18 protein-coding genes and 1 pseudogene are annotated in these 17479 nt (G+C 73.5%); 10 read left to right on the top strand and 9 right to left on the bottom strand.

Annotated elements, in window-relative coordinates; translation table 11 throughout:
• Window positions 1–9 precede the first annotated feature (9 nt).
• Window positions 10–1338 carry a pectate lyase family protein gene (locus IE170_RS19035; protein WP_189810611.1) on the bottom strand — a complete coding sequence of 443 codons (1329 nt, stop codon included), beginning with the start codon at window positions 1336–1338 and terminating at the stop codon, window positions 10–12.
• A gap of 327 nt (window positions 1339–1665) precedes the next feature.
• Between IE170_RS19035 and IE170_RS19030 the strand changes: the two genes are divergently transcribed.
• The 6 genes and pseudogenes from IE170_RS19030 to IE170_RS19005 all read left to right on the top strand — a co-directional run bounded on the left by IE170_RS19030 (window position 1666) and on the right by IE170_RS19005 (window position 8205).
• Entirely contained in the window at window positions 1666–3162 is a 1497-nt protein-coding gene (locus IE170_RS19030) for a glycoside hydrolase family 6 protein (protein ID WP_189810610.1), read from the top strand.
• A 631-nt stretch (window positions 3163–3793) separates the two neighbouring features.
• The gene (locus IE170_RS19025; RefSeq protein ID WP_189810609.1) at window positions 3794–4447 is read left to right on the top strand and encodes a hypothetical protein; all 654 of its coding nucleotides are present in this window, start codon (window positions 3794–3796) and stop codon (window positions 4445–4447) included.
• A gap of 34 nt (window positions 4448–4481) precedes the next feature.
• On the top strand, window positions 4482–5021 hold the full coding sequence (locus IE170_RS19020) for an NUDIX domain-containing protein (protein WP_189810608.1): 540 nt from the start codon (window positions 4482–4484) through the stop codon (window positions 5019–5021).
• A 203-nt stretch (window positions 5022–5224) separates the two neighbouring features.
• Window positions 5225–6301: an adenosine deaminase gene (locus tag IE170_RS19015; RefSeq protein WP_189810607.1), complete on the top strand. Its 1077-nt coding sequence runs from the start codon at window positions 5225–5227 to the stop codon at window positions 6299–6301.
• Between the two features lie 72 nt (window positions 6302–6373).
• Entirely contained in the window at window positions 6374–7393 is a 1020-nt protein-coding gene (locus IE170_RS19010; RefSeq protein ID WP_189810606.1) for a Gfo/Idh/MocA family protein, read from the top strand.
• Between the two features lie 355 nt (window positions 7394–7748).
• Window positions 7749–8205 (top strand): annotated as a pseudogene (locus IE170_RS19005) (VOC family protein).
• A gap of 148 nt (window positions 8206–8353) precedes the next feature.
• Here the strand turns inward: IE170_RS19005 and IE170_RS19000 are convergent.
• Together IE170_RS19000 and IE170_RS18995 are read right to left on the bottom strand one after the other, a co-directional pair.
• Complete coding sequence (locus tag IE170_RS19000; RefSeq protein ID WP_189810605.1) at window positions 8354–9361, bottom strand: MerR family transcriptional regulator; 1008 nt, start codon at window positions 9359–9361, stop codon at window positions 8354–8356.
• A 13-nt stretch (window positions 9362–9374) separates the two neighbouring features.
• Window positions 9375–10037 (bottom strand): HEAT repeat domain-containing protein, encoded by a 663-nt coding sequence (locus IE170_RS18995; protein WP_189810604.1) that lies wholly within the window; start codon window positions 10035–10037, stop codon window positions 9375–9377.
• A gap of 144 nt (window positions 10038–10181) precedes the next feature.
• On the opposite strand from IE170_RS18995, the gene IE170_RS18990 reads away from it, so the two are divergent.
• The gene (locus IE170_RS18990) at window positions 10182–10694 is read left to right on the top strand and encodes a protein-tyrosine phosphatase family protein (protein WP_189810603.1); all 513 of its coding nucleotides are present in this window, start codon (window positions 10182–10184) and stop codon (window positions 10692–10694) included.
• Here IE170_RS18990 and IE170_RS18985 read toward each other — a convergent pair.
• Window positions 10687–11391 carry an aspartate/glutamate racemase family protein gene (locus tag IE170_RS18985; RefSeq protein ID WP_189810602.1) on the bottom strand — a complete coding sequence of 235 codons (705 nt, stop codon included), beginning with the start codon at window positions 11389–11391 and terminating at the stop codon, window positions 10687–10689. The genes IE170_RS18990 and IE170_RS18985 overlap by 8 nt on opposite strands.
• Window positions 11392–11680: 289 nt before the next feature.
• On the opposite strand from IE170_RS18985, the gene IE170_RS18980 reads away from it, so the two are divergent.
• Complete coding sequence (locus IE170_RS18980) at window positions 11681–12787, top strand: glutamate--cysteine ligase (RefSeq protein ID WP_189810719.1); 1107 nt, start codon at window positions 11681–11683, stop codon at window positions 12785–12787.
• A gap of 24 nt (window positions 12788–12811) precedes the next feature.
• Here the strand turns inward: IE170_RS18980 and IE170_RS18975 are convergent, their stop codons facing one another.
• The 5 genes from IE170_RS18975 to IE170_RS18955 form a co-directional block, all read right to left on the bottom strand.
• Complete coding sequence (locus IE170_RS18975; RefSeq protein WP_189810601.1) at window positions 12812–13438, bottom strand: DNA topoisomerase subunit B; 627 nt, start codon at window positions 13436–13438, stop codon at window positions 12812–12814.
• A gap of 115 nt (window positions 13439–13553) precedes the next feature.
• On the bottom strand, window positions 13554–14207 hold the full coding sequence (locus IE170_RS18970) for a CE1759 family FMN reductase (protein WP_189810600.1): 654 nt from the start codon (window positions 14205–14207) through the stop codon (window positions 13554–13556).
• Window positions 14204–15304 (bottom strand): LLM class flavin-dependent oxidoreductase, encoded by a 1101-nt coding sequence (locus tag IE170_RS18965; RefSeq protein WP_189810599.1) that lies wholly within the window; start codon window positions 15302–15304, stop codon window positions 14204–14206. The genes IE170_RS18970 and IE170_RS18965 overlap by 4 nt, the downstream gene beginning before the upstream one ends.
• A gap of 215 nt (window positions 15305–15519) precedes the next feature.
• Window positions 15520–15834, bottom strand: coding sequence for a DUF4190 domain-containing protein (locus IE170_RS18960; RefSeq protein ID WP_223856295.1), 315 nt, complete (start codon window positions 15832–15834; stop codon window positions 15520–15522).
• The gene (locus IE170_RS18955; protein ID WP_189810598.1) at window positions 15831–16031 is read right to left on the bottom strand and encodes a hypothetical protein; all 201 of its coding nucleotides are present in this window, start codon (window positions 16029–16031) and stop codon (window positions 15831–15833) included. The genes IE170_RS18960 and IE170_RS18955 overlap by 4 nt, the downstream gene beginning before the upstream one ends.
• A gap of 193 nt (window positions 16032–16224) precedes the next feature.
• On the opposite strand from IE170_RS18955, the gene IE170_RS18950 reads away from it, so the two are divergent.
• Together IE170_RS18950 and IE170_RS18945 are read left to right on the top strand one after the other, a co-directional pair.
• Complete coding sequence (locus IE170_RS18950) at window positions 16225–16593, top strand: DUF6234 family protein (protein WP_189810597.1); 369 nt, start codon at window positions 16225–16227, stop codon at window positions 16591–16593.
• A gap of 76 nt (window positions 16594–16669) precedes the next feature.
• On the top strand, window positions 16670–17410 hold the full coding sequence (locus IE170_RS18945) for a DUF4190 domain-containing protein (protein ID WP_189810596.1): 741 nt from the start codon (window positions 16670–16672) through the stop codon (window positions 17408–17410).
• Window positions 17411–17479: the final 69 nt, after the last annotated feature.

Genomic DNA, 17479 nt, shown 5'->3' with positions numbered 1-17479 from the left:
GTTGGCGGGTCACTTCAGGACGCCGGCGCCCGCGGTGCGGGCGAGGGAGGCGGGCAGGCCGGCGGCGGAGGCCTCCAGTCCCCGGGAGAGGGCGGGCCGCCACGCCGCCTCAGCCTTGATCTTCTTCTTGTTCGCGGCGTTGTGGGCGGCGACGAGGTCGGTGACGGTGCCGTTGACCATGTTGCCGCTGCCGGCGAAGGAGCCCGTGCCGTCGCCGGACAGGAGCTGGGACGCCTTGCGGTCGGAGGACAGCGTCCAGTGGTTGTGCTGCGCCACGATCTGCACGCCGGCGCGGGCGTTCACGCTGTAGTGGTGCGCGTAGCCGTTGCGCGCCGTGGTGTCGAAGTGGTTGTTGTAGAGGTGGACCTGTCCTGCGCGGGCCAGCGGGGCGCGCTGCACGATGCCTTGGAAGACGTTGTGGTGCAGTGTCACGCGGAGCTTGGTGTCCTTGTCGCTGCTGCCGATGAGCATGGTCTTGTCGTGGTCGGTGAAGCGGTTGTACGAGACGGTCACCAGGTCGGAGGCGTTGGTGATGTCGAGGGCGCCGTCGTGGACCTGGTATGCGCGGCCGAAGTGGCGCGGGTTTCCGGAGTCGAAGTTCGGGCGGTCGGTGAACGTGTTGTGGTCGATCCACGCGTGCGTCGCGCCGCGGAGGGTGACGGCGTCGTACGCGGAGTTCCAGTTGCCGTCCGAGCCGTCGGTGGGGTCCCACTGGGGGAAGCAGTCGCGGGTGTCGGCGAAGGTCAGGTTGCGGATGATGACGTTGTCGGCCTTCTGGACCAGGAGGCTGCCGCCGTTGATGCCCGCGTCGGTGCCGGGCACGCCGACGATGGTGGTGTTCGACGGCACGGCGATGGCGATGCGCTCGGCCTGCCGGGCCTGGGCGGCGGCCCGGGCCGACTCCTGGGCGCCCGCGGGCAGCTTGGACCGGCCCCAGACGGCGGGGTCGTACGCCTTCAGGTAGGCGGCGAGGGTGTAGCCGGTGCCCTTCGCGTAGTCGTCGCAGCCGAGGCGGCGGCCCTGGTCGTCGGTGTTGGCGTCGATCCGGCCCCTGATCCGGATGATCCTCGGGGCGCCGGAGGGGCCGGCGCGGAGCGCCTTGACCAGCTCGGCGCGGGTGGTGACCGTCGTGTCGTGCGCCGCGTCGGCGGCCTGGCCGCCGGTGGTGCCGGAGCCGCTCGACGCCCAGCCGTCGCGGGCGGCGAGTGAGGTACGCGCGAGGTCGGGGGTGCCTGCGTCGGCGCGGGTGGCGAAGGGCAGCACGCCGACGCCGGCGACGGCGGCGAGTCCCGCGGCCGCGACGGCGAGACGGCGGGGGCGGAGGGAGGGGACGCTCATGGGGTGGTGTTTCCTTCGTGGAACGGGCTGTCCGGAACTGCTCTCTGTCGGATTCCAGTTGCCGCCGCGACCGTGAGGGTTGCCGTACAGGGCGGGAATGATGTGAGAGCTACGCCACACCGGAGGCTCGCCGAACTCCGGTTTTGGTGAGGGGTTTTGACGGGTGGTGGCACCGACCCCGGTTCGCGCCGCGGCCGGCAGCCAAGTGATCATGGGTTCGGGTCCGTGTGCCTGCCCGGGCGGACACACGAGGGGGGACCCGACCCGGCTGTGCCCCCGCGCCGTTCAGGCCGGCCCGCCACCGCAACCGAAGAAGGCCGTTCCACCATGACGACGACACGCAGACTGCTCCGCGCGGCCGCCAGTCCCGCACTGGCCGCCGCCCTCCTCGCCTCCACCGCCCCCTCCGCCTCGGCGGCCGACCCGCAGCCCGTCTACGGCGAGTTGGCGGCCAACGGCACCTTCGCCGCCGGCACCGCCGGCTGGTGGTCCGCCGGCGCGTCCATCGCCTCCGCCGGCGGCGCACTCGTCGCGACCGTCAACGGCGGGACGCAGAACCCGTGGGACGCCATCGTCGGCCAGAACGGCATCCGACTGCGCCCGGGGGCGACGTACACGCTGTCCTTCGACGCCAAGGCGTCCGCCCCGGCGAAACTGCGCGCGACGGCGCAGCTCGGGGGCGCCCCCTACACGGCGGCGCTCGACCGCACCGTCGACCTGACGACGGTCTCCAAGCGCTTCACCTGGACGTTCACCTCCGGCATCGACACCACCACCGGGGCCCTCAACTTCCAGATCGGCGGGCAGCCGGCGAAGACGGACATCACCCTCGACAACGTCTCGCTGACCACCTCCACAGCCCGCGAGGGCTTCTACGTCGACCCGGCGAACAACGCGGCGGCATGGGTCGCGGGCAACCCGGGCGACCCGCGCGCCGCGAAGATCAAGGCGGCGATCGCGGACCACAACACGTCGAAGTGGTTCGGGGACTGGGACGCCGACCGGAATCCCGCCACCGGAATCCAGACGGAGGTGTCCGACTACGTCGGCGCCGCTGCGGCGAAGGGCCGGCTGCCGGTGCTGGTCGCCTACAACATCCCCGGCCGGGACTGCGGCGGCGCCTCCTCCGGCGGCGCGGGCTCCCCGACCGCGTACAAGGCCTGGATCGACAAGTTCGCGCAGGGCATCGCGGGCCGCCCGGCGATCGTCGTGCTGGAACCCGACGCGGTGGCCCAGTCCTCCGACGACGCGTGCATGAAGGGTGCCGCCGAGCAGCGCTTCGACATGCTCCGGTACGCGACGCAGAAGCTCCGGGACCAGGGCGGGTTCGTGCAGACGTACCTGGACGCCGGCAACGCCACCTGGACGCTCGGCCCGGACCTGAGCGGCACGCAGGGCATAGGCCTGGAGCGGATGGCGTACCTGCTCAACCGGTCGGGGGTTGCGGCGGCGCGCGGCGTCTCCGTCAACGTGGCGAACTTCGACGCGACGGCCGTCGCCGACGACTACGGCAAGCGGCTGGCGGCCCGGCTGAAGGCCGACTTCGGGGTGACGAGCCGCTGGGTGGTCGACACCGCCCGCAACGGCAACGGCGGGTACGTCGTCCCCGGTGATCCGGGCAGCGGCCACGTCGGGTTCTGCAACCCGCCCAAGCGCAAGCTGGGCGTGACGGCGCGGGCCGGCAGTGCGGGCGGCGCCGAGTACCAGCTGTGGCTGAAGAACCCCGGCGACTCGGACGGCAACTCGGCCGAGTGCCCGGCTGGTTCGCCGCCGGCCGGAACGTTCTCGCCGGTGCTGGCGGAAGCCCTGGTCGACGGGCGCTGACGGACGGCGCCCTGCGGCGGTGCGGCCGGGTCCCTACTCGCCGCATCCGCCGCAGGAGCCGTGCCGGCTGTCGTCGCGGGCCCACCAGGAATTACACCGGCACACGCCGAAGGGCGACCGGCAGGCGGCGCATTCCGGCTCCGGCGGATCCTCGGGGGCCGCGACCGGGCGGGGCTCGTCGGGGATGCCCGCCCGGCTCTCGCGGCACTCGCAGGAGAGGCTGCCCCGACAGCTGCCGCCGCGCAGGACGGAGTGGACGATCCGCTGGTGGCCGCACTCCGCGCACCGGTATCCGGGCACGGGCGGCCTTATCCGGCCGGGGCGGGGGCCGGGGGCGGTACGGCTCGTGCCGCGGTGCGGGCGGTGCCGAAGACGGGGCGCATGCGCCCAGCATGGCGCAACCGGCGCTGCCGTGCACAGGGTTGGGTACGCCCACCCCGGCGGCGGACGTACGGTATCCGGGCCGTGGGGTGCGTCCTGGCCGGAACGACCGTTCGCGGGGCCGGGAGGCCTGTGCGAGACTCCCCGTCGATCTTGGAGGTTCCGTGTCCGTCATACGCATGTCTGCGGCGGCAGTCTTCGTGGGGGCGGCTGTCCGCGCTGCCCACCGCCACGCCTGGACGGGGCACCGGTGAAGCTGCCCGTCACCGTCCACGAGGTCCGACTGGGGGCCCGGGAGTTCAGGGTGGTCCGGCCTGCCGGGCCCCTGGCGCATACGGCGCTCGTCGACCGCGACCGGTACATCGACGCCCACCTCGACGCGGACGCAGCGTGCAGCGTCGCCGCCCTCTGGCTGCTGGCCGCGCGCTCGCCCCGCTCGCTGGTCCACCTGCCCCTGCGGGCCGACCGGTCTCCCGTCCCGGAGGCACCGGGCCCCTTCGCCGGCCGGCTCGACCTGGTGCTGCTGCACCACTCGCTCCAGTTCGCCCCGTCCCGCTGGAAGCAGCTGCGCAGCCGTCTCGGCCACGGGCGTCCCGCGTCCGTGGCCGTCCCCGGGACGGGGCGCGGGGAGGCCTCGGCGGCCGACGACGGCGCCCGCCACCACCGGGAGAACCGCGACCTTCTCCACCAGCACGTGCACGCCGAGACGCTGTTCGTGACGGGGAGCGCGAAAGTGTTCCGGGACACCGCGGAGCACTTCCTCGAAGTCGCCCGCGAGGGGCCGGGCCACACTCCGACCCACAGGCGCTGCCCGCACTTCTGCACCCGCCTGTACACGGACGCCGGCATCCTCGCCAACGGCCGCGAGATCCACATCCAGTACCGGGACCGGTGGGACGCGTGAGCTCCGGCTGAGGTGAGGCCGGGATACTCGTGCCATGACGAACTCCCCTGTCTCTCCCGTCCCTTACTCCCGGATCAAGATCCGTGTCGGGGGGCTGGTGTTCTGCGGCAACGACGTGGCGCTGATCCGCCGCGACCGTGCCGGCTCGACCCACTACACCCCGCCCGGCGGCAACGTCGAGGACGGCGAGGACCTCGTCGCCGCGCTCAGCCGGGAGCTCGCCGAGGAACTGCGCCTGGACACGGCGGCGGCGCAGGGCGGCGACCTGCTCTGGGTGGTCGACCAGCGCGTCTCCCGCCCCGGCCCCACCCCTCCCCCGCGCAAGCTCCATCTGATCTACCGCTTCCACATCGACCCGGGGATCCGGGCGACCCTCGCCGTAACGGAGGTCGACGAGCTCCCCGGCGGCGGGCACGAGGTCGGGGTGGTCGAGTGGGTCGACTACCGCGAGACCGCCGGCCTGCCGGTCTTCCCGCCCATCGGGCGGGCCCTCGCCGCCCTCGCCCATCCCCGCGCCGCCGTGGCCGACGCGGCCCTGGAGGCAGTCACCGACGCCACCTATACGTGGGTGTGACCGGCGGGGAGGCAGGGGCCGCCGCGGCGGCGCCCGCCGGAGCGGCCGCCGGGCCATCCTGTCCGGGACGACTCTTGCCCCGTATTCGTAATACGTATAACTTGACCCGCGTCGAGAGGGTGAGGTGGCCTGCAGGACGCGGCCCCGGCCTTCCCGGCGCCGTCCGTCCCCCCGCGATCCGTCGCCGCACCGAGAAACCAGGCATGACCAGCACCGTCACCTCCCTGTCGCCCGACACCATCGCCCGGCTGCCCAAGGCCGTGCTCCACGACCACCTCGACGGAGGCCTGCGCCCCGCGACCCTGGTCGAGCTCGCCGCGTCCGTCGGCCACCGGCTCCCGACCACCGACCCCGCCGAGCTCGCGGCCTGGTACGTCGAGGCCGCCGGTTCCGGCGACCTCGTCCGGTACATCGGCACCTTCGAGCACACCCTCGCCGTGATGCAGCACCGCGAGGGCCTGCTGCGGACCGCCGAGGAGTACGTCCTCGACCTCGCCGCGGACGGCGTCGTCTACGGCGAGGTGCGGTACGCGCCCGAGCTGATGGTGCGGGGCGGGCTCACCCTGAACGAGGTCGTGGAGGCGGTCCAGGAGGGCCTCGCCACCGGCATGGCCAAGGCCGCCGCGGACGGCACCCCCGTCCGGGTCGGCACCCTGCTGTGCGGCATGCGCATGTTCGACCGGACCCGCGAGATCGCCGACCTGGCCGTGGCCTACCGGGACGCCGGCGTCGTCGGCTTCGACATCGCCGGTGCCGAGGACGGCTTCCCGCCGGCCGACCACCTGGCCGCGTTCGCGCACCTGCGCTCCGAGAGCGTGCCCTTCACCATCCACGCCGGCGAGGCCCACGGCCTGCCGAGCATCCACCAGGCCGTGCAGACCTGCGGCGCCCTGCGCATCGGGCACGGCGTCCGCATCACCGACGACATCGTCGACGGCCGGCCCGGGCGGCTGGCGTCCTGGATACGCGACCGCCGGATCGCCCTGGAGATGTGCCCCACCTCCAACCTCCAGACGGGCGCCGCCGCATCTATCGCCACCCACCCGATCACCGAACTGCGGAAGCTCGGCTTCCGGGTGACTGTCAACACCGACAACCGGCTCGTGTCGGGCACGTCGATGACCCGCGAGATGTCGCTGCTGGTGGACGAGGCCGGCTGGACCCTCGACGACCTCCGCGCGGTCACCGTCGACGCGCTGGAGAGCGCCTTCATCCCCCTCGCGGAGCGCGAGGCGCTCATCGCCGACGTGGTGCTGCCCGCGTACGCTGCGCACGCCTGACCCGACGGAACCGGCCGCCCCTCCCCCGGGGCGGTCGACACCCGATGTAGTGCCCCCCAGGAGGGACGGACGATGGCCCGGCGCATCGAGGACCTGCGGATCGGCTTCATCGGACACGGGCAGCACGCCCGTGCCAACCTCTACCCCGCCCTCGCACTCGCCGGCGGCCGGCTCACGAGCATCGCCACCCGCGACGGTGCGGCGGCCGCCCGCGCCGCGGCCCTCCACGGGGCGGCCCGCGGGCACGGCGACCACCGGCGCATGCTCGCCGAGGACGGCCTCGACGCGGTGTTCGTCAGCGTCGCCCCCGAGGACCAGGCCGCCGTCACCGAGGACTGCCTGCGGGCCGGTGCCCACGTGTTCGCGGAGAAGCCGCTCGGCTTGGACGAGGCCGAGGCCCGCCGCGTCGCGGACACCGCGGAGCGCGCACGGCGCAGTGTGGCCGTCGGATTCATGAAGCGCCACGCCCCGGCCTACCGGCGGCTGGCTGCGCTCACGGCCGACGAGGCGGCGTTCGGGCGGGTGCTTTCCTTCCACGGGTTCTTCGCGTTCAGCCCGTGGACGGACACGCTCCGGGACGACACCTACCTGAAGTTCGGCGCCGTCCACATGGTCGATCTCGTGCGGTGGCTGTTCGGGGAGGTGGCGGAGGTCTCGGGGCACACCAACTCCCGGGGCTCCGACATCAGCATGGCGGCGACGCTGCGTTTCCGCAGCGGCGTGATCGGCAGCCTCACGCTGGCCGGGGTGCCGGCCTGGAGCCGCGAACAGGAGGAGCTCACCGTGACCGGGCAGCGCGGGTTCGCCCGGGTCGAAAACCTCTCCACGCTCGCCTACCACCACGCGCGACGCGCGGAGCCGGGCCGAGGTGAGGCCTGGCAGGAGCTGGACGAGGACACCGTCGTCGTCCGCTCGGTGAACTCCCCCGCCTCCGGCGGCCACCAGGACCTGTACCTGCGGGGGTTCGCCGGGGAGGTACGGCACTTCCTGGAAGCGGTCGCGAACGGCACCCCGTCGGCTGCCTCGGCGGCGGACAACACCGCCACGATGGCCCTGTGCGACGAGCTGCTGCGCAGCCTGCGCCCCTGCTGACGCATCCCGGGCACGGCCCCAACCTCTGAACTTGCTCAAACCGGGCTTCGACGGGATGCCGCACAGGGCATCGTCGGGGCACGACCGGTACGGAGAGAGAACGGGGGGGTCAGAGGATGGAAGTCGTCCTGGCCATCGCAGTGGTCATCGTCGTGGTGGGCTTCAAGGTATGGCTCTCGGATGGGCGTCGCTCGAAGCGGCGCAAGAGCTGGTGGAGCGGCGGCGGCTCCTCGGGAGGCGGCGGCGCGGCGTGCGGTTCGTCCTGCGGCTCGTCCTGCGGAGGCGGGGGCGGGGGCGACTGAGGGCGTGTTGCGGAAGTGGGCCGTCTGTCAGACCTGCCTGGGATGCTCCGAGGATGGAGATGACAGTGCAGCTGACGATCGACTGCTCCGATCCGCAGAGAATGGTCACCTTCTGGGCCGAGGCCCTGGGATACGTGCCTGAGCCTCCACCGGGCGGGCACACCACGTGGCGCGCCTACTTGGACAGCCATGGGGGTCCCCGAGACAGAGTTGCCGGCCGGTGCCGGGGATGTTCCGGAGTCGATCATCGATCCCGCGGGACGCGGACCGAGGGTGTGGTTCCAGCAGGTTCCGGAGCTGAAGGTCGCCAAGAACCGGTGGCACTTCGACCTGAGGGTCGGCGGGGGCCGTGACGTCCCGCTGGACGTCCGCACACAGCGGGTCAGTACCGCGGTGGAGCGGCTGGTCAAAGCTGGTGCCACCGTGCTGCGGATCAAGGATGAGCCGGACGTGGGGCTCTACGCCGCCGCCATGCAGGACCCCGAGGGCAACGAATTCGACGTCGTCTGAGGGCCGTCGTGACGGTGCTGGTCACAGCCGTTCGTCGATGGCAGCGGCCGGCACTGTTGTCCACGCGCCGCAGCCCGCGATCATGCACAACCTTGATCCGCTCTTGCGACAGACCCTGGAGGGGGGGCCGAGGGCGTACCGCGGCCGGCTACCGGCCCGCGCCGCGCAGGCCGAGCACGTACGCCGCCGTGGAGGCGACGACCCGGTCCCCGTCGTGGGAGAGGTCGGCGAGGGCGCGGTCGGCCGCGGCGCCGGGGACGTCCGCGAGGGCCTGGATCAGGCGGCGGCGGGCGGGCGCGGGGGTGGTCGGGTCGCCGAGGCGGTCGACCAGGGCGGCGGCGATGCGGTCCGCCAGGGCGTGATCGCCCGCCAGGGCGGCCAGTGCGTCGGCCGCGTCGGCGTCGCTGCGGTCCTCGACGACCATGGTGATGAGCACCGGGACCGCGCCGGCCGCGCCGCGCGCCCCGAGCGCCAGGGCCGCGCGGCAGCGTACCTCCGTGTCGGGGCCGGTGAGCGCCTCCGCCAGGAGTGCGGTCGCCTCGCCGCCCGGGATCTCGGCGAGGGCCCGGACGGCGCGTTCGCGCACCTCGGGCGCCGCCGAGCGCAAACCCTCCCCGAGCAGTACCGGCACGTCGCCGCCCGCCTGCGCCAGGGCCCATCGGAGGGCTCCGGCGACGTGCGGGTCCGCCTCGCCGAGCGCGGCCTCCACCAGCGCCTCCACCGGTACGGGGGCCTCGGCGGCCGCCGACAGGGCCGCGCGCTGCCGGGCTCCCGCGCTGTGCGAGGTCAGTGCCTGCAGCAGGGCGACGGTCTGCAGGACGTCCTCCCAGTCGCCCGGCTCCGCGGCGCCGATCCGGCTCAGCCGCGTGAGCAGCTCGGTCTCGGCCGCGATGCGCTCCCGCGTCCGGCCGATGAGGTCCTCGACGAGTCCGGCGGGCGCGAAGCCGGGGTCGTCGAGTGCACGGCCGACGTCGCGCAGCGACAGCCCGAGGGAGCGCAGGCTCTCGATGTGGAAGATGCGCCGGATGTCCGCGTCGGAGTACTCCCGGTAGCCGGAGGCGGTCCGCACCTCCGGACGCACCAGGCCGAGCGATTCGTAGTGCCGGAGCATGCGGGCGCTGACGCCGGAGCGCCGCGCGACGTCGCCGATCAACACTGCCTGCCGCCCCTCACTGTCCGGCCCCGCCGAGGGCCGTGACGCGTTTCGCCTCCTCGATCGCGAACTCGAACCCGGCGTCCGGGTCGCGCCGCAGCCGCTCCGTGGCCAGCGCGTGCGTGCGGACGCGGGGGTCGGGATGCCGCGTCGCGGCGTCCACGGCCGGCAGCATCGCCTCCCGGAGCGCGACCAGCGCCCGGCTGAGGCTCAGCTGCGTCTCGCGTCCGCCGCGCCCGAGCTGCGTGGCCAACCCTACGGCCAGGGCCTGCTCCTCCCCGTCGGGTACGAGGACCACCGCGGCCCGCCAGGCGCTGCGGGCCACCTCGTCGTCGGGGTCGGCGAGCAGGGCGGGCGTGATCACCGGCCACGCCCGCCGGTCCCCGATCTTGGAAAGGGTGTGCAGCGCCTGACTCCGCGCCTGCCCCTGCCCCGAGCGCACCTCGTCGACCAGCAGCGGCACGGTCGCCGAGGCCCCGTGGCGGGTGAGCGCCCAGGTGAGCATTTCGCGCACGGGGAACTCGGGCTCGACGCCGCACCGCCCGATGAGCGGGCGGACGTTGCCGGGGCCGGGCGCCGAGCCGACCGCGAGCGCCGCCCGCAGCCGGACGGACGGGTCGCCGTGCGCGAGCGCCGCAAGGGCGCGCAGGGCCTGCGGGTCGGTTTCCGACGTGGTCATGGGAACCACCTCCTGGCCGGCAGTGAAGCCCTTGCCACGGTGTCAAGGTCAAGCGCCCGGTAAACGGACGTTGCGGTGTCATCCTTGGTCGAGTCGGAGGCCGGGGGCGGGACGTTGCTTTCTCGCCCGTCTGGGGGAGGCACCTTGAAGACACGCCACGAGGACCGAGGGGTGCCCAATCCGGGCGCCCCCTGGAACGAGGTCGCAACGGGGCTCTGGATGGGCGGTCACTACTGGACCGACGCCCTGGGCGACGGCCACCCGGTGGTCGTCGGCACCGAGTTCGGGCCCGTCATCAGCTTGTTCAGCCGTCCTGGCCACGGGCCGTCTCCCGGCGTCGAGCACCTGGTCGCGGAGATTCCGGACGGCCCGCTCACGGCCGCGCAGCTGCACAGCGTCCAGCAGCTCGCCGGGGCTGCCGCCCGCGCGGTGCGGGCCGGGCGGACCGTCCTGGTCCGGTGCAATGCCGGCTACAACCGCTCCGGTCTGGTCGTGGCGCAAGCCCTCGTCGAGCTGGGTTGGGAGACGACCACAGCCATCAAGGACATCCGGAAGAAGCGGTCGCCCTCAGCCCTGAACAACCCGCTCTTCGCGGACTACCTCGCCACGGGGCTCACCGTTGCCCGGCTCCTCGTCGACCTGGAGACCCTCACCTGATGCCCGGGCAGGCGAGGGCGGCGGCTACGGCTGCTTCGGCGTGGAGGCGGGACGTGGGGAAGAGGGGGACCGGGCTGTCCTCGGGGCCTATGAGGAGTTCGATTTCCGTGCAGCCGAGGATGATGCCTTCCGCGCCGGCGGACACCAGGTTCCGGATGACCTTCCGGTAGGCGGCGCGGGATTCCTCGCGGATGGTGCCGCGGCAGAGTTCCTCGTAGATCACCTGGTGGACGAGGGCGCGGCCCTCGGCGTCCGGGACGGTGACGCCGAGGCCCGCCGCTTCGAGGCGGCCGCGGTAGAAGTCCTGCTCCATGGTGAATGCCGTGCCGAGCAGGCCGACCCGGCGCAGGCCCGAGGCACGGACGGCGGCTGCCGTGGCGTCGGCCAGGTGCAGCAGCGGGACGGACACCGCCGCCGCGACGGTGTCGGCGACCTTGTGCATGGTGTTCGTGCAGATGAGCACCATGTCGGCGCCGGCCGCCTCCAGGGATCCGGCCGCGGCGGCCAGGGCGTCGCCGGCCTCCGCCCAGCGTCCCTGGACCTGGAGCTGCTCGATGTCCGCGAAGTCCACCGAGTAGAGCACGCAGCGGGCCGAGTGGAGTCCGCCGAGGCGGTCGCGCGTGAACTCGTTCAGGAGGCGGTAGTACTCCGCCGTCGACTCCCAGCTCATTCCGCCGATCAGCCCGATCGTCTTCATCGCCGCTCCCCGCTCGTCCGTCTGGTCGACACCATCCTTCCATAAGTTGAATAAGGGATTGAGCTTCCTTCTATAAGTACGCCTTTGAGTGCGGTCGCCGCCACACGTTCGGCGGGTCGGGGGTTTGCGATCGCGTCGAGTGGCCAGACAGTAGGCATCCTGCTCGTCGACAGGGAAGGTTCGTCATGGCAAACGTGGTGCTGCTCACCGTGCCGATGCTGGTGGCCGTGCTCCTCACCGTCACCAGGCGTGAGGGCGGCCGGCATGCGGGAGGCCGCCGGTGACGGGTGTGCGCAGTGTGGGCGTGGAAGAGGAGCTGCTGCTGGTCAGCCCCCGGACCGGGGAGCCGATCGCGCTCGCGGCCGCCGTGCTGGAGGCGGCGCGCATGGCGCCCGGCGGGGGCGAGGAGGTCTTCGAGCGGGAGCTGAAGAACGAGCAGGTCGAGTTCGCGACCCGGCCCGTGACGCAGATGGGCGAGCTCGCCGAGGAGATCACCCGGTGGCGGGCGGAGGCCGCGCGCCACGCCGGGGAGGCCGGGGCGGCGGTCGCCGCGCTCGCCACCTCGCCCCTGCCGGTGGAGCCGTCGAGGAGCCCCGGGGAGCGCTACCGCTGGGTGGGCGAGCAGTTCGGCCTGACCGAGCAGGAGCAGCTGACCTGCGGCTGCCACGTCCACGTGTCGGTGGAGTCCGACGAGGAGGGCGTGGCCGTACTGGACCGTATCCGCCCCTGGCTGCCCGTCCTGACGGCCATGAGCGCGAACTCCCCCTTCTGGCAGGGCCAGGACAGCGGGTACGGCAGCTACCGCAGCCGCGTGTGGAACCGGTGGCCGTCCGCCGGGCCGGTGGAGGTCTTCGGCAGTGCCGACCGCTACCACGAGCAGGTCCGGGACATGCTCGGCACGGGCGTCCTGCGCGATGCGGGGATGGTGTACTTCGACGCCCGCCTGTCGGCGACGTACCCGACGGTGGAGCTGCGCACGGCCGACGTGTGCCTGGACCCCTCCGAGCCCGTGCTGCTGGCCACCCTGGCCCGCGCGCTGGTGGAGACCGCGGCACGCGCCTGGCGGGCGGGCGAGCCGCCGGCCCGGATCGGCGTCGGCCTGCTGCGGCTCGCGTCGTGGCGGGCGGGCAAGTCGGGCCTGGACGGCCCGCTCGTCGACCCCCGCACCATGAGGCAGGCCCCGGCGGAGGCGGTGGTCGAGGCGCTGATGGACCATGTGGGCGAGGCCCTGGAGGACAGCGGGGACGCAGCAGCCGCCCGCAAGGGCGTTGCGGAGCTGTTGGAACGGGGCAACGGGGCCCGCGTACAGCGCCGGCTGCTGGAGGAGCGCGGCGGGCTGCCGGAGGTCGTGGCCGAGTGCGCCCGGCTGACGGTGGGCGAGGCGGGCCTGCCGTAGCCCGCCGGGCCGCGGGTCCGGGGGTCAGGTGCGGCGGTCGTCGATCTGCACGGAGATGTGCGGCCACGCCGCCGTCAGCCGGGCCAGGTCGTCGGTCGTCGGGCCGCCCGCGTCCCGCAGCGCGCGGGCGGGGAGGAAGTGGACGGTGGTGCCGGTCGTGCCGTCGTCCGGGACGGGGTGCAGGCCGGTGGCGGGCACACCGTGTTCGTACCGCTGCGTCCAGGCCCCGTTGCGGCGGCGGTTGGTGTGGACGAGCCACGTGCTGAGCGCGGCCACGACGGACATGCCCCGCCGGGCGTGGGCGTCGGGCAGGGGCGGCGCGGCGGGGTGGTCGAAGAACCGGAGGTCCTTCGTCGCCATGACCGGCTTCTTCACCGGGTGCCCGTGTTCGTCGAGGCGGGTGTCCGTGCCGCGCCCGTCGTCCGCGACGGTGACGGAGCCGTCGGGGTGGAGGGTGAGACGGCAGTGGCCGCCGTTGCCCGACGCGGCCTCGTCGGCCGCGTAGGCGACGACTTCGAGGGCGAGGTGCGTGGTGCCGCCCGGGGCGTAGACGGCCGGGTTCCGGCGGATGTGCTCCAGGTGGCCGAGGTCGACGGCGCTCGCCCAGTCGTGCGTGGTGTTCTGCCAGGAGGCCCGCGGGGTGGTCGTCATCCCGGAAGTATGCCTCGGGGTCGTTGCGTTGACGGCTGCCGCCCCGGCGTGGATCGCCGGGGCGGCAGCCGTTTCCGTCTGTGCCGGGGTCCGTGTGGGCGCACGGGCGGGCCGGCTACCGGACCCGCAGGGCCTCCAGGCGCTGGGCGAACGGCACGACCTCGAAGCCGTCCGCCGGGTCCACCGACGTGATCGCGCCCGTCAGCGACCGGGGGGCGATCGCCGCGGCGGTGTCCGTGTCGGGGGCGCCGGCCCGGTCGGCCGGTGCCATGAAGCGGGCCAGTTCCGCACCCGCGCGGGCGATCCGCCGGTCGAGGCCCTCCTCGCCCCAGTCCTCCGAGGCCGCGTACACGGCGGTCGGCACGGCGAGCGCGCGCAGGTACGTGAACAGCGGGCGCAGGGCGTGCTCGGTGGCCAGGGAGTGGCGGGCCGTGCCGCCGGTCGCGCCGAGGAGCACCGGCTTCCCGGTGAGGGCGTCCTTGTCGAGGACGTCGAAGAACGACTTGAACAGGCCGCTGTACGAAGCCGCGAAGACCGGCGTCACGGCGATCAGGCCGTCCGCGGCGGCCACCGCGTCGAGCGCGGCGGCCAGGCGTGCGGGCGGGAACCCGGTGGTGAAGTGCCGGGCGATCTCGGTTGCCAGGTCACGCAGTTCGATCACCTCGGGCTCGGCGTCGACGTGCATCAGCGTCGCGGCGGTGAGCCGGTCGGCGAGCAGCCGGGTCGAGGAGGGCGAGCCCAGTCCGGCCGATACGGCGATGAGCTTCATGCCTGCGTCTTCTCCTTCGGGGTCTCCCGGGCCGCGGCGACGCGGGCCGAGTGGGTGGGCGCGTCCGGCACGCCGGCCGGGCGGAGGCTCGCGAACTCCTTGCGCAGGACGGGCACGACCTCCTCGCCGAGCATGTCGATCTGCTCCAGGACGGTCTTCAGGGGCAGGCCGGCGTGGTCCATCAGGAACAGCTGGCGCTGGTAGTCGCCGACGTAGTCCCGGAAGGAGAGGGTCCGCTCGATGACCTGCTGGGGCGAGCCGACGGTGAGGGGCGTCTGGGAGGCGAACTCCTCGAGGGAGGGGCCGTGGCCGTACACCGGGGCGTTGTCGAAGTACGGGCGGAACTCGCGGACCGCGTCCTGGGAGTTGCGGCGCATGAACACGTGGCCGCCGAGGCCGACGACGGCCTGCTCGGGGGTGCCGTGGCCGTAGTGGGCGTAGCGCTGACGGTAGAGGTTGACCATCTGCCGGGTGTGGGAGGCCGGCCAGAAGATGTTGTTGTGGAAGAAGCCGTCGCCGTAGTAGGCGGCCTGCTCGGCGATCTCCGGGGAGCGGATGGAGCCGTGCCATACGAAGGGGGCGACGCCGTCGAGGGGGCGGGGGGTGGAGGTGAAGGACTGCAGCGGCGTGCGGAACTTGCCCTTCCAGGTGACGGTGTCCTCGTCCCAGAGGCGGCGCAGGAGGGCGTAGTTCTCGATGGCGAGGTCGATGCCGTCGCGGATGTCCTTGCCGAACCAGGGGTAGACCGGGCCGGTGTTGCCGCGGCCCATCATGAGGTCGACGCGGCCGTCCGCGAGGTGCTGGAGCATCGCGAAGTCCTCGGCGATCTTCACCGGGTCGTTCGTCGTGATGAGCGTGGTGGAGGTCGAGAGGATGAGGTTCTCGGTGCGCGCGGCGATGTAGCCGAGCATCGTCGTCGGCGAGGAGGGGACGAACGGCGGGTTGTGGTGCTCGCCGGTGGCGAAGACGTCGAGGCCGACCTCCTCGGCCTTCAGCGCGATCGCGAGCATCGCCTTGATCCGCTCGTGCTCGCTGGGCACGCGTCCGGTGGTCGGATCGGGCGTGACGTCACCGACGGTGAAGATCCCGAACTGCATGGCTCCCCTTCCCAAGGTTGTTTACGATTCAACTATATCCGGGAACGGGGGCGCCCTGCGAGGTATTCCCGGCCGCGGCGCGGAGGACGGCCCGGGGCCCGGATGCGGGCGCCCCGGCCTTCCCTGCACGTCCCTGCCTACCAGTCCTGCGGCCCGCCGGGACACGGCGCCGGCGGCGGTGTGTCACCTTGCCGCCCGGCCGTGCCGGGCGGTCGTCACAGGCTCCACGACCACGTGCCGTCCGCGGCGACGAGGCAGGCGAGGACCACGACGTCGGCCACGCCCAGGGCAATGCCGAGGCGGGCCCGGGCCGGCCTGGCGGTGCCCTTGCGCAGGGCGAGCGCACCGAGGACGGCGGCGGTCGGGCCGAGGACCAGGTTCGCCACGAGCAGGCCCACGAGGCCGAGGACGAACGCCGTCACGGCCATCGCGTCGGCGTCCCGGAGCCGGGCCGCGTACGGGCGGGGCCCGCCCTGCCGGCTCCCTTCGGCGGTCGGAGCCTGGATGCGTTCACCGGTGCGCGGGCTCATCGGCCGGCACCTCCCCGGTGGCGGGTGCGGCCCTGCGATCCCGCCCGGGCCGGGCCGGAGAGCCGCTCGCGGGCGGCGAAGACGGCGAGCCAGAGCGCGATGGCGAGGCCGCCGGCGACGCTGACGGGGACGGGTACGTGGGCCACGGCGCCGAGGAGGACCCCGAGCAGCAGCAGTGCGGCCACGAGGAAGAGCATCGGACGTCCCTCCGTTCGGTAGCGGATGTTCCGGATGACTCGGTACCACTCGGGTACCACTCGGTCCGGTTACCCCCTAACCGGCAGCGCACTACCGGCACTTCGCCGGCACGGGCGGGTCGGGAGCGGGGCGGGAGCGGATCTGAGTACGCGTACTCAAGCCGTCACACGGGGCGCCGGGCACAGTGTGAACATGACACAGCCAGGCAGCAGCCCCTCCCCGGCCGCGCCGCCGCCCGCCCTGCGACGGCCCCGGCTCCGTCCGGCGGCCGACGCGGTGGCCGCAGTCTCGCTGCTGGTCCTCGACGCGGCGGCCGCGTTCGTCGCCCTGCTCGTCGGCCTCGGCCACACGGACGCGAACCTGTTCGAGGACACGACCGGCACCGACTGGACGCCGGTCGCCGTCGCACTCCTCTTCCCGGCCGCGCTGACCGGGCTCAGTGCCTGGCCGCTGCGGCGCCGCGCGCCCGTCTCCGCCGCCCTGCAGGCCCTGGCCGCGCTCGCGCTCGCCGGCGCCGCGGTGCTGATCGTGCTCGACACCGGGGGGCCCGGCCGCCGGTGAGCGCGCAGGGGGCTTCCTCGGTAGCGTGGGAAGCGGACCGTTGCGTCTTCCCCTCCGTTCAAGGAGCGCCGCGCGCATGTCCACTCCTCCCCCTCCCCCACCGCCGCCCCCGCCGCCGTACGGCAGCCCCCAGGGCTGGGATGCGCAGCCTCCGCCGCACGGCCCGGCGGCGAAGACGAACACGCTGGCCGTCGTCGCGTTCGTGCTGTCCCTGCTGTGCGTCCTGCCGCTGATCCCGATGATCCTGGGCATCGTCGCGATCCGGCAGATCCGCGCCCGCGGGGAGAAGGGGACCGGGCTGGCCGTCGCGGCGATCGTCCTCAACGGCATCACGGTGATGCTCGCCGCCGGCGTCCTGTGGGGCGGGCTCTCGGACATGTCACCGCGCAGGGACAGCAGCGGGGAGGTCACCCGGCCGGGATCCGGCGAGACGCAGGACATCCGCGTGGGCGACTGCTTCAACACCCCCGACGACATACGGGACTACGACGCCAGCGCCGCGCCCGCGGACCCGTCCGTGGACATCGTGCCGTGCGGGCAGCCGCACGACGGGGAGGCCTTCGCGGTGTTCACCGTGGAGAACGGGGACGGGGCGTTCCCCGGCGCCGACAAGATCCGGGTCATGGCCGAGCAGAAGTGCGGCGAAACGGTCGTCGCCGCCTACCGCGGCACCGACGCCGCCCTCCCGCAGGACCTGGAGCTGTACTACTACCTGCCGACGGAGAGGTCGTGGGATGACGGCGACCACGAGGTCACCTGCTTCGTCGGCGACCCCGCCGGGCAGCGCACCGGATCGATCCGCACGTCAGGCTCCTGACGCGCGCAAGGCTGCGCGAGCGTGCGCGCAACGGCCCCGCCCGGTGGTACGGGCGGGGCCGTCGGCGTG

This window comes from Streptomyces toxytricini, from assembly GCF_014649915.1.
GTDB lineage: Bacteria > Actinomycetota > Actinomycetes > Streptomycetales > Streptomycetaceae > Streptomyces > Streptomyces toxytricini.
This window is presented reverse-complemented; position numbering and strand designations above follow the sequence as displayed.